The following is an 11,731-nucleotide window of genomic DNA, read 5'->3' as shown; positions in this document are numbered from 1 at the left end:
GCGACCACGCCCGCACCCACACGGCACCCCATGTGGGAGCGGGCTTGCTCGCGAAGAGGTCACACAAGTCGCCGCACGGCCTGGATCTGGGTAAGATATCGGCCCTTCCCCGCAGCCCCTTGCTGCCTGCCGAATAAGCCGATTTTTCCATGCCTTTCGAACTCAGCGTAGACCTCACCACCCTGGCCGTTCTCGCCATTGTCGCGTTCATTGCCGGTTTCATCGACGCCATTGCCGGCGGCGGTGGCCTGTTGACCACCCCGGCGTTGCTGACCGCTGGCCTACCCCCGCACCTGGTACTGGGCACCAACAAACTCAGTTCGACCTTCGGCTCGGCCACCGCCAGTTTCACCTTCTATCGGCGCAAGCTGTTTCACCCCCGGCAGTGGGTGCACGCCATCGTTGGCACGTTGGTCGGTGCGCTGAGCGGCGCCGTGGTCGCGCATTACCTGCCCGCCGAATGGCTGAACAAGATGCTGCCGGTGATCGTGTTTGCCTGTGGCCTTTATCTGTTGTTTGGTGGCACGCCAAAAGCTCCGCTGGACAGCGACGCCCCGATCAAAAAGAAGTGGCAATCGACCCAAGGCTTCAGCCTCGGTTTCTACGATGGTGTGGCCGGCCCCGGCACTGGCGCGTTCTGGACCGTCAGCAGCCTGCTGATGTACCCCATCGACCTGGTGAAGGCCAGCGGCGTGGCCCGCAGCATGAACTTTGTCAGCAACATCGCGGCGCTGTCGGTGTTCGTGTTTTCCGGGCAAGTGGACTGGATCATCGGCCTGAGCATGGGCCTGTCGGTGATGGTCGGCGCTTTCTTTGGCGCCCGCTCTGCCATCAGCGGCGGCGCCAAGTTCATTCGTCCGGTGTTCATCACCGTGGTCTTGGGCCTGACCGTGCGCCTAGCCTGGCAGCACTGGTTCAGCGTGGCCTAAGCGGCGCGCGACATACACGTCGATCAGGTAACGGGCAATCGAGCGAGATGCCGGCAACGGCGGCATCTCATGCACGTTGAACCACTGGGCGTCCTCGATTTCATCTTCCTGACACACGATCTCTCCATCAGCGTATTCCGCGTGAAAGCCGAGCATCATCGAGTGCGGGAACGGCCAGCACTGGCTGCCCATGTACTGGATGTTCTTTACCTCGATCTGCACTTCCTCGCGAACCTCGCGAATCAGACAGTCCTCGGCCGACTCGCCCGGCTCGGCAAAGCCCGCCAGGGTGCTGTAGACCCCGGTAACGAAACGCGGTGACCGCGCCAGCAGGACTTCATCGCCACGGGTGATCAGCACGATCATGCTCGGCGAGATCCGCGGGTAATAGCGCAGGTCGCAGGGCGCGCAGTGCATCGCCCGCTCGTGGGGAACCTGCCTGGTCGCCTGCCCGCAGTTACCGCAGAAACGATGCTCACGGGCCCAGGTGCCGATCTGCGCGGCATAACCCAGCACTTTGTAAACGGTGTGATCGCCTTCGAGCATGAACGCCCGCAGGCCTTTCCAGCTGCAGCCCGGCACATCCGCGTGGCTACGCAACTCCAGCAGGTAGACCGGTTCGCCGTCCAGATGACCGATGCCGTGTTCGGCAAGCATCGGCAGGTCCTGGCGCTTGAGCCATTCCCGCGGAAACAGCGCGCCATTGTCGTCGAACAGAAAGCCTTCGGGGCTGCGCGCGACGGCCCAGCCGCCCGGTTGATCGGTGTCCAGTACTGCGGTGGTCCAGCGTGAAGTCATTTTTCAATCAATCCAGAAATTCGGGTTTCTGTTTGCTCATATGGGCGGCCATGGCCACGCGCAAATCGGTGGATTGCAGCATGGCGGCGTTCCAGGTGGCGACGTATTCAAGGCCGTCGTCGATGCGATGGTCACGCATGTAGCTGATCATCTCTTTGGTGCCGGTGATCGCGATCGGCGACTTGCTGGCGATCTCGCGGGCAATGCCCATGACGCCATCGAGCAGGCTGGCGCTGTCGCTGTAGACGCGATTGACCAAGCCAATACTGCGCGCTTCCTCGGCGCCGAACGAGCGACCAGTGTAAGCCAGTTCGCGCAGCATGCCGTCACCGATGATCCGCGGCAAGCGTTGCAAGGTGCCGACGTCGGCGGCCATGCCGATGTCGATTTCCTTGATCGAGAATTGCGCGTCTTCTGCCGCATAACGCATGTCGCAGGCAGCGATCAGGTCAATCGCGCCGCCCAGGCAGTAACCCTGAATCGCCGCCAGCACCGGTTTGCGGCAGTTGTCGACGGCGTTGAACGAGGCCTGCAGTGCGAGAATCTTGCGCCGCAACAACCGCGCGTTGCGCCCCACATCCTTGCCCAGCTCATTGGCAACGCCGGCCAGCATCATCAGGTCGATGCCGGACGAAAAATGCTTGCCGGCGCCACTGAGCACGACTACCCGCACTTCATCGGTTTCGTCGACCCACTGGAAAATATCGATGATCTCGTTCCAGAACGCCGCGTTCATCGAATTGATCTTGTCCGGACGATTGATTTGCACATGGGCGATTTTATCGACCAGTTCGACGTTGAACGCGCTGTATTGAGACATGGCAATGATTCTCTACCGGGGCAAAAAAAGAGGCCCGAACTATAACAAGGCAGTGGTTGCAGCAGTAAGGCAGCGGTTCAGCCAAAAGCGGGACTTGCAGCTGCACCACAACGGTGCGCAGCCGTTTTGGCACACGCACACCCATGTGACCACCCCGTGACATTTTGGGGCCGGATGGCAAAAAAACAGGCATTTCGTCGGAGCAATTTACCTCTACCCGGTACGTCCGTACCTCTTTGAACCGATTGTCGAACAATTTTGCCATCCGTCCTTCAGCGCTCTAAGTTCTGGCCTAGACTGATTTTCGCGGGGCAAAACCGGCCGGTCACAAAGTAGAAAAATAATCGAAACTTTTGTTGTAAGTGGCCGGTCCTCTGACAGGTAGGTGCGTTGCGACTGGTGCAATCCTTGCAGCGTCCACTCCAGCCATTCTGCTTCAACGCTCGGGTAGCGTTTGCTGACCGATGCGTCGCGCGTTTGCGCCCGGCCACAGGATGTGGCCTTGCAACACGGTTTGCCAGACCTAGAACTAGATCAATAACACGGGAGATTCATATGATCAGTGCGGCTTTAGACATTCAGGGAGAACGTGCTCATCAGCAGGTCGGCGAAACGAGCGCCGTGAGCGCGCCAAGTGCCCAATCGATCAGCGTCCCCGGCACCAAGACGCTGACGCCAGTGGCCAGTCAGAATCCCAACAGAAAGAAAGTGTTGTTCGTGACCTCGGAAATCGCCGACCTGGTGAAGACCGGTGGTCTGGGCGACGTGTCCGCGGCACTGCCCCGGGCCATGGCGCACTTGCACGATGTGCGTGTGCTGATTCCCGGTTACCCACAAGTGCTGCACAGCGAAAACCCGATTCATATCATTGGCGAACTCGGTGGCCATGCGGCACTGCCGCCGTGCAAGATCGGGCGCATGGACATGCCCGACGGTCTGGTCATTTATGTGTTGATCTGCCCTGAACTGTACGAGCGCGAAGGTTCGCCTTACGGCGCCAACAACGGCCGCGACTGGCCGGACAACCATATTCGTTTCGCCCGCCTCGGCCTCGCGGCTGCCGACATCGCCGCCAACCTGGCGCAGATTCACTGGTGCCCGGACCTGGTCCATGCCCATGACTGGCCTGCCGGCCTCGCCCCTGCCTACATGCACTGGCGCGGGCAGCGCACACCGACGCTGTTCACCATTCACAACCTCGCCTATCAGGGTGTGACCAGCCTGGGCTCGTGCCCGGAGCTCGGTATTCCCACGCATGCCCTGCAACAGGAAGGCATGGAGTTCTACGGCAAGATGTCGTTCCTCAAGGCCGGCATGGCCTACTCGAGCCACATCACCACGGTCAGCGCCACTTACGCCCAGGAGATCACCACGCCGGACTTCGGCTGTGGCCTTGACGGCTTCCTCGCCGCCAAGACCCAGCAAGGCCTGCTCAGTGGCATTCCCAACGGCATCGATGAGAGCTGGGACTCGGCCACCGACCCGCACCTGTTCCGCCCGTTCGGCATCGGTGACTGGGAAGGCAAGGCGGTCAACGCCGCCCACGTGCGCGACCTGTTCGGCCTGGAAGATTCCGAGGGTCCGTTGTTCGCCGTCGTGTCGCGCCTGGTGTATCAGAAAGGCCTGGACCTGACCGAAGCCGTGTCCGAGTACATCGTCAAGTCCGGCGGCCAGATCGCGATCATCGGTCGCGGCGAGCCTGAAGAAGAACAGGCCATGCGTGAACTGGCCTTGCGTTTCCCTGGCCAGATCGGCGTGCGCATCGGCTTCAATGAAACCGACGCCCGCCGCATGTTCGCTGGCAGCGATTTCCTGCTGATGCCGTCGCGATACGAGCCGTGCGGCCTGAGCCAGATGTACGCCCAGCGCTTCGGTTCATTGCCGGTAGCCCGTAACACGGGCGGTCTGGCGGACACCATTGAAAACGGCGTGACCGGGTTCCTGTTCGACGAATCCACCGTGGAAAGCTATCAGGAAGCCCTGAGTCGGGCGTTCAAGGTCTTTGCCTTCCCAGGCCTGCTCAACGCCATGCGTTGCCGTGCCATGGCCGCGCCGTTCAACTGGTGCAAAGCCGTAGAACCGTATGCCGAACTTTACGAACAACTGGTGGCTAAAGCACTGGGGAAATCGAAACATCAGTAAGAGGTTTTTCAACAATGCCGTTACGGTCCTTTGAGACCTGGCCCCACGGCGCAATCATGCTGGACGCAGAACACACGCGTTTTGCCTTGTGGGCGCCAGATGCGTTTTTTGTCAGTGTCGAACTGGAAGATGGACAATCCTTGCCGCTACTGCCTCAGGCCGATGGCTGGTTCGTGATCAAGGCGCGCTGCCCCGCTGGCACGCGTTATCGCTACAACATCGATGGGGAAATTGAAGTGCCCGACCCCGCCTCCCGGGCGCAGGCCGGCGATGTGCATCAGCACAGCATCGTGGTCGATCCCCTCGCCTACGACTGGCAACACAGCCAATGGCTGGGTCGGCCGTGGAACGAGGCGGTCATCTACGAGTTGCACGTCGGCGCACTGGGCGGTTTCAGCGCCGTTGAAGCGCACCTGGCGCGCCTGGCGGAACTGGGCGTCACGGCGATCGAGTTGATGCCCATCGCGCAATTTCCCGGTGATCGCAACTGGGGCTACGACGGGGTCCTGCCCTACGCGCCCCAGGCCTCGTATGGCACCCCCGAACAACTCAAGCACCTGATCGACACCGCCCACGGCCATGGCCTCGGGGTGATTCTCGACGTGGTCTACAACCACTTCGGTCCCGACGGCAATTACCTGCACCGGTACGCCAAGGGGTTCTTCAACGAAGACAAGCACACGCCCTGGGGCGCGGCCATTGATTTCCAGCGCCGCGAGGTGAGGGAATTCTTCATCGAGAACGCTTTGATGTGGTTGCTGGAATACCGTTTCGACGGGTTGCGCTTCGACGCGGTGCACGCGATCAAAAGCCCGGACTTCCTCCAGGAACTGGCGCAACGCATCCGCCAGCAGATCGACCCGGCGCGGCATGTCTGGCTGACGGTCGAGAACGAGCACAATCAGGCCAGCCTGCTGCAGGAAGGTTACGACGCGCAGTGGAACGACGACGGCCACAACGCTTTGCACGTATTGTTGACCGGCGAAACCGACGCCTATTACGCCGACTACGCCGACAATCCCACGGAAAAACTGGCGCGCTGCCTGAGCCAGGGCTTTGTCTTCCAGGGCCACACCAACCGGGAAGGTGAAGCACGGGGCGAGCCCAGCGGGCATTTGCCGCCCAGTGCGTTCGTGTTGTTCTTGCAGAACCATGACCAGATCGGCAACCGGGCGTTTGGCGAACGGCTGGCGCGGCTGGCTCACCCGGACGCGCTGAAAGCCGCGACCGCGTTGCTGCTGTTGTCGCCGATGATCCCTCTGATGTTCATGGGCGACGAGTTCGCTGCTGAGCAGCCATTCCTGTTCTTCACCAGCCATCATGGCGAACTGGCGGAGCTGGTTCGTGAAGGCCGGCGTAACGAATTCGCCGCGTTCGACGCCTTTGCCGATCCGGAGAAACGTGAACGGATTCCCGACCCGAACGCGCAGCAGACCTTCGAAGACTCCCGCCCTGATCTGGCGGCGGATCAAGCCTCAGCCATTTACCAGTTGTATCGCCAACTGCTGAACATCCGTCACGAACGAATCGTGCCGCACGTGCCCGGTGCTCATCCGCTGGGTGCCGAGGTGCTGGCCAGGGGCGCGGTCACGGCGCGCTGGCAACTGGGCGACGGCAGCCTGCTACGCATTGACCTGAACCTCAGTGACAAGCCAGTGGTCCACTTTCCACAGGCCGACGCTTCGGTAGTGTTCGAACACCCGCCGAAGTCCATCGATCTGCTGGAACAGGGGACCCTTGCCCCGTATTGCGCGCTTGTCAGTCTCACGGCCGCAGCCCCTTTGCTACCCCCGGATGGAGAGCGCCAATGAGCGATGCGCAACTGGAAATACTGGCCGGCCGAGCTGGCCTGGCGGTCGACTGGATCGACGCCAATGGCCGCCCACAGAAAGTCGCTCCATCAGTGTTACGCAACGTCCTGACCGGACTAGGCCACCCGGCCAGCAGCGCCCAGGAAATCGACGCCAGCCTGCTCGAACTGCAACAGGTGCAACAGACCCGGCACTTGCCGCCACTGTTGACCGCGGACTTCGGCGTCGGACTGAACCTCGCGCATTATTTCGATCCCGAAACCCCTTGCGAAATCCACCTCGAAGACGGCTCGCGGCTGACCCTGAAACTGGATGCCGAAGCCACCTTGCCGGGCTTGATCCCGGTCGGTTATCAGCACGTCGACATCGACGGGCAGTCGTTTACCCTGGCCGTTGCGCCCGCCCGCTGCTACAGCGTCGGCGATGCGGTCGACAACCCGATCCCGCGTGCCTGGGGCCTGAGCGTGCAGCTGTATTCGCTGCGCCGTCCCGGCGATGGCGGTTTCGGCGACACCCAGGCACTGGAAGACCTCGCCCGTGTGGCCGGTGAGCGCGGTGCCGAAGCCCTGGCGATCAGTCCGCTGCACGCCATGTTCAGCAGCGACACCCAGCGCTACAGCCCATATTCGCCTTCCAGCCGCTTGTTCCTCAACAGCCTGTACGCAGCGCCCGGTGCCATCCTCGGTGAGCGCGCCCTGCGCACAGCGATCGATACCACGGGACTGGCCGCTGAACTCAAGCACCTGGAAACGCTGCCGCTGATTGACTGGCCGGTCGCGGCAGAAGTCAAACATCGTTTGTTGCAGGCGCTCTACGAAGGGTTTGTCCAGGGCGAACATCCGTTGCATGCTGATTTCAGCAGCTTTCGCCACTCCGGCGGCGAAGCGCTGGAGAACCATTGCCGCTTCGAAGCCATTCAGGAATCCCGGGTCGCCAAGGGCGAAAACCCCGACTGGCGCGAATGGCCGGAACAATGGCGTGACCCGCGCAGTGCGGCGCTGGCCGAATTTGCCGAAGAGAACGCCGGGCGCATTGGCTTCTTCGCCTTCTGCCAATGGCTGATCACTCGCTGCCTGGAGCGCGCCCAAACGGCGGCCCGCAGCAGCGGCATGAGCATCGGCCTGATCGCCGACCTGGCGGTTGGTGCCGATGGCGGTGGCAGCCAGGCCTGGAGTCGCCAGGACGAATTGCTCGCCTCGCTGACCGTCGGCGCGCCGCCCGACATTCTCAATCGCAGCGGCCAGGGCTGGGGGATTTCCGCGTTCTCGCCCGAAGGGCTAGTACGCAACGGTTTCCGCGCCTTCATCGAAATGCTCCGGGCCAACTTCGCCCACGCCGGCGGCCTGCGCATCGACCACGTCATGGGCCTGCAACGCTTGTGGGTGATCCCCAACGGCGCATCGCCCGCAGATGGCGCTTACCTTTATTACCCGATCGACGACATGCTGCGCTTGCTGTCGCTGGAGTCCCATCGTCATCAGGCGATCGTGCTCGGCGAAGACTTGGGCACCGTACCAGACGGCTTGCGCGAGAAACTCATCGCCCGCTCGATTCTGGGCATGCGCGTGATGCTGTTCGAACAGGACAACACCCACTTCAAGCCCATCCTCGACTGGCCGGACAACGCACTGGCGACCACCAGCACTCACGATCTGCCGACGCTCAATGGATGGTGGCATGGCCGCGATATCGACTGGAATGCCCGACTGGGGCTGGTCGACGCCCAGGGTGAAATCGACTCGCGCCATCATCGCGAGCGCGAACGCGAGGGCTTGCGCCGGGTGCTGAGCGAGGACCCGCAGAACTTCCGCGAGGAGTCCCACGAAACCGATCAGGTGCTGGACGCGGCCATTCGTTTCCTCGGCCACACCCGCGCGCCTTTGGTGTTGCTGCCGCTGGAGGATGCCCTGGGCATCGAACAGCAGGCCAACCTGCCCGGCACCATCGATTCGCATCCGAACTGGTCGCGCCGCTTGCCCGGCGACAGCGAAGCACTGCTCGATCACCCGGACGCCGCCCGGCGCCTGGAACTGCTCGCCTGCGCGCGACTTCAGGCCGCCGAGCGTGACCGATGAACCAGCAAAACATTCAGCCCCTGCGCGCCACCCTGCGCCTGCAGTTTCATAAAGGCTTTACCCTCGACGATGCGGTGCCGCTGGTGCCCTACTTCGCCAGGCTCGGCATCAGCCATGTCTACGCCTCGCCGATCCTGAGCGCCCGTGCCGGCTCCATGCACGGCTACGATGTGGTGGACCCGACCACGGTCAACCCGGAGCTGGGTGGCGAAACGGCATTGCGCCGGCTGGTCAGTGCGCTGCGCGAGCAGAACATGGGCCTGATCCTCGACATCGTTTCCAACCACATGGCAGTAGGCGGCAGCGACAATCCCTGGTGGCTGGACTTGCTGGAATGGGGACGGTTGAGCCCGTACGGCGAGTTCTTCGACATTCAGTGGCATTCCCCCGATCCGATGATGGAAGGCCAGTTGCTGCTGCCCTTCCTTGGCAGTGATTACGGCGTGGCTTTACAGGAAGGCACCCTGCCCCTGCGCTTCGATGCGCAGCATGGCGCGTTTTACGTCGAGCACTACGATCACCACTTCCCGATCTGCCCGATGCAGTACGGCGAACTGCTGAAAGCCGATGACGAGCAACTCAAGTCCCTGGCGGACCGCTTCAGCACCTTGAGTTACCAGACCGACGCCCACGGCCTGGCGCTGCCGCTGAAAAACCAGCTGCGCGATCTGGCCACCGATCCGGCGCTGCTGCAACTCATTGAACAGAACCTGAAAGCCTACGATTCGCTGACTCCGGAAGGCTTTCAGCGCCTGCATCAATTGCTGGAGCGGCAAAGCTACCGTCTCGCCAGTTGGCGCACGGCGGCGGACGACATCAACTGGCGGCGCTTTTTCGATGTCAACGAACTCGGCGGTCTGCGTGTAGAGCGCCCGGCGGTGTTCGAAGCGACGCACGCGAAGATCTTCGAGTTGGTGACAGAGGGATTGATCGACGGGCTGCGCATCGACCACATCGACGGACTCGCCGATCCGCGCGGCTATTGCCGCAAGCTGCGACGTCGGGTCGACAGTCTGGCGCCCGGACGGCACCTGCCCATCTACGTCGAGAAGATTCTTGGCGAGGGCGAAACCCTGCACCGTGACTGGTCGGTAGATGGCACCACCGGTTACGAATTCATGAACCAGTTGTCGTTGCTGCAACACGACCCTGCCGGCGCCGAAACCTTGGGTGAGCTGTGGAGCCGCTACAGCGAACGGCCGGCGGATTTCCGTCAGGAAGCGCAACTGGCCCGTCAGCAAATTCTCAACGGTTCCCTGGCCGGGGATTTCGAAAGCGTCGCCCAGGCGTTGCTGCAAGTAGCCCGGGGTGACCTGATGACCCGTGACCTGACCCTCGGTGCGATTCGCCGAGCGTTGCAGGAACTGATCGTGCATTTCCCGGTGTATCGCACCTATATCAGTCCTCGCGGGCGTTCCGACCAGGACGATGTGTTTTTCCAGCAAGCCATGGACGGTGCGCGGCAAACCCTTGGCGAGGCCGATTGGCCTGTGCTCGATTGCCTGGCTAACTGGCTGGGCGGCGAGCCGTGGCGCAAACGTCCGGTGGGTCGTCCGCGCAAGATACTCAAGCATGCGTGTGTACGCTTCCAGCAACTGACGTCGCCAGCGGCGGCGAAGGCCGTGGAAGACACCGCGTTCTATCGCTCGGCGGTGTTGCTGTCACGCAATGACGTGGGCTTCAGCACCGAGCAGTTCAGCGCGCCGGTGGAAGACTTCCACGCGGCGTGCCTCAATCGCCTGGAAGAATTTCCCGACAACCTGCTGGCCACCGCGACCCACGACCACAAGCGCGGCGAAGACACCCGCGCCCGGCTGGCGGTGCTGAGCGAGCGCAGCGCCTGGTTCGCCGAGCAGGTGCCGCTGTGGCAGACCTTGGCCCGGCCCTTGCGCGATGACGACCTGATGCCGACGGCCGGCGACGAGTTGATCCTGTACCAGGCGCTCCTCGGCAGTTGGCCGTTGGATCTGCGCAATGACGATACCGCGGCGTTCGAGGACTACACTCAACGGGTGTGGCAGTGGCAACAAAAAGCCCTGCGCGAAGCCAAGTTGCAAAGCAGCTGGAGCGCGCCCAACGAGGCTTACGAGCAAGCGACCCGCCAATTCCTCGAACGTCTGCTGCTGAGTCCCGAAGGTGAGCTGTTGCGCGCAGCCCTCGGTAAAGCCGCGATGTCCATCGCCGTCCCCGGCGCACTCAATGGATTGGCGCAAACCTTGCTGCGCATGACCGTGCCGGGGATTCCGGACCTGTACCAAGGCAATGAGTACTGGGACTTCTCCCTGGTCGATCCGGATAACCGGCGTCCGGTGGATTACGCCAACCGACAACAAGCCCTGCAACGTCCACTGGACCTGCCCGGCCTGCTGACGAACTGGCGCGACGGGCGCATCAAGCAAACCTTGATTGCGTGCACCTTGAACCTGCGCGCCGAGCACGCCGGGCTGTTTCATCGTGGGTCGTATCAAGCGCTGGAAGTGGTCGGCAGTGAGGCACACCGGGTGCTGGCATTTGCGCGTTCCTGCAACCGGCAGCGGGCCATCGTGATCGTGCCGATCCATTGTGCAGCGCTGCTGAAAAACAGTGCCGAACCTCAGGTCGGCGCGCCGCAGTGGGGCGATACACGGGTCAAATTACCGTTCACCACCCCTGGCGAAAATCTAAAGGGACTTTTTTCCAGCGTCGCAGTCACAGAAAACAAGGAGCTGACGATTGGCGCTGCGCTGGGGGATTTCCCGGTCAATCTCTTTATCCAAACTTTGAGTTCAGTTCAGGAGCATAGCGATGAGCACCGACGATAAACGCATCCGCGAGTTTGCCTATCAGATCTGGGAATCGGAAGGGAAGCCTGAAGGCCATGAAGAACGTCATTGGGAGATGGCCCGGAAGCTGGCGGAAGCCGAAGCCTTGGCGCCGAAGAAATCGCCAAAGGCTGTCGGCAGCAAGACAAGCGCCGCCAAACCGACGGTAAAAGCCGATGGCGTGCTCAACGGCCAGGCCAATGGCAAGGCTGCGGCCTCGAAAGCCAAGGCCAAGCCTGCTTCAGCAGCGGCGAAAGTCACCCCGCCGGGTGAAAAAGCTGCCGAGAAAAAACCGCGAAGCACGAAAAAACCGGCGGTTTAACGCTTCACTTCATCGCATTCGATTGAACGCGTG

8 protein-coding genes are annotated in these 11,731 nt (G+C 62.0%); 6 read left to right on the top strand and 2 right to left on the bottom strand.

What is annotated here, in order from left to right; genetic code table 11:
* Positions 1–149 precede the first annotated feature (149 nt).
* A complete protein-coding gene (locus NTD84_RS19795) occupies positions 150–929 on the top strand; it encodes a TSUP family transporter (RefSeq protein WP_262168869.1) in 780 nt (259 codons plus the stop codon).
* Here NTD84_RS19795 and nudC read toward each other — a convergent pair.
* Positions 897–1,727: an NAD(+) diphosphatase gene (gene nudC, locus NTD84_RS19790; RefSeq protein WP_262168866.1), complete on the bottom strand. Its 831-nt coding sequence runs from the start codon at positions 1,725–1,727 to the stop codon at positions 897–899. The genes NTD84_RS19795 and nudC overlap by 33 nt on opposite strands.
* Before the next feature lie 7 nt (positions 1,728–1,734).
* A complete protein-coding gene (locus tag NTD84_RS19785) occupies positions 1,735–2,547 on the bottom strand; it encodes a crotonase/enoyl-CoA hydratase family protein (protein ID WP_262168862.1) in 813 nt (270 codons plus the stop codon).
* Between the two features lie 555 nt (positions 2,548–3,102).
* On the opposite strand from NTD84_RS19785, the gene glgA reads away from it, so the two are divergent.
* From glgA to NTD84_RS19760, 5 genes are read left to right on the top strand one after another with little or no spacing between them, the layout of a single operon-like run.
* A complete protein-coding gene (gene glgA / locus NTD84_RS19780) occupies positions 3,103–4,689 on the top strand; it encodes a glycogen synthase GlgA (RefSeq protein WP_262168860.1) in 1,587 nt (528 codons plus the stop codon).
* 14 nt (positions 4,690–4,703) lie between these two features.
* Positions 4,704–6,500, top strand: coding sequence for a malto-oligosyltrehalose trehalohydrolase (treZ, locus tag NTD84_RS19775; protein ID WP_262168856.1), 1,797 nt, complete (start codon positions 4,704–4,706; stop codon positions 6,498–6,500).
* Positions 6,497–8,575, top strand: a complete 2,079-nt coding sequence (gene malQ / locus NTD84_RS19770; protein WP_262168854.1) for a 4-alpha-glucanotransferase — start codon at positions 6,497–6,499, stop codon at positions 8,573–8,575. The genes treZ and malQ overlap by 4 nt, the downstream gene beginning before the upstream one ends.
* Positions 8,572–11,376 carry a malto-oligosyltrehalose synthase gene (locus NTD84_RS19765; protein WP_262168852.1) on the top strand — a complete coding sequence of 935 codons (2,805 nt, stop codon included), beginning with the start codon at positions 8,572–8,574 and terminating at the stop codon, positions 11,374–11,376. The genes malQ and NTD84_RS19765 overlap by 4 nt, the downstream gene beginning before the upstream one ends.
* Positions 11,360–11,698: a DUF2934 domain-containing protein gene (locus NTD84_RS19760; protein WP_262168849.1), complete on the top strand. Its 339-nt coding sequence runs from the start codon at positions 11,360–11,362 to the stop codon at positions 11,696–11,698. Before NTD84_RS19765 ends, NTD84_RS19760 begins: the two co-directional genes overlap by 17 nt.
* Positions 11,699–11,731: the final 33 nt, after the last annotated feature.

Source organism: Pseudomonas sp. 14P_8.1_Bac3, from assembly GCF_025466085.1.
Taxonomy (GTDB): Bacteria; Pseudomonadota; Gammaproteobacteria; order Pseudomonadales; family Pseudomonadaceae; genus Aquipseudomonas.
The sequence above is the reverse complement of the archived record's forward strand: the minus strand, read 5'-3'. Positions and strand labels throughout refer to the sequence as shown.

What these genes read in the sequence shown, in the direction of transcription:
- NTD84_RS19795 (WP_262168869.1), top strand. Translation starts at nt 150, where the DNA reads ATGCCTTTCGAACTCAGCGTAGACCTCACCACCCTGGCCGTTCTCGCC.
- nudC (WP_262168866.1), bottom strand. Translation starts at nt 1,727, where the DNA reads ATGACTTCACGCTGGACCACCGCAGTACTGGACACCGATCAACCGGGC.
- NTD84_RS19785 (WP_262168862.1), bottom strand. Translation starts at nt 2,547, where the DNA reads ATGTCTCAATACAGCGCGTTCAACGTCGAACTGGTCGATAAAATCGCC.
- glgA (WP_262168860.1), top strand. Translation starts at nt 3,103, where the DNA reads ATGATCAGTGCGGCTTTAGACATTCAGGGAGAACGTGCTCATCAGCAG.
- treZ (WP_262168856.1), top strand. Translation starts at nt 4,704, where the DNA reads ATGCCGTTACGGTCCTTTGAGACCTGGCCCCACGGCGCAATCATGCTG.
- malQ (WP_262168854.1), top strand. Translation starts at nt 6,497, where the DNA reads ATGAGCGATGCGCAACTGGAAATACTGGCCGGCCGAGCTGGCCTGGCG.
- NTD84_RS19765 (WP_262168852.1), top strand. Translation starts at nt 8,572, where the DNA reads ATGAACCAGCAAAACATTCAGCCCCTGCGCGCCACCCTGCGCCTGCAG.
- NTD84_RS19760 (WP_262168849.1), top strand. Translation starts at nt 11,360, where the DNA reads ATGAGCACCGACGATAAACGCATCCGCGAGTTTGCCTATCAGATCTGG.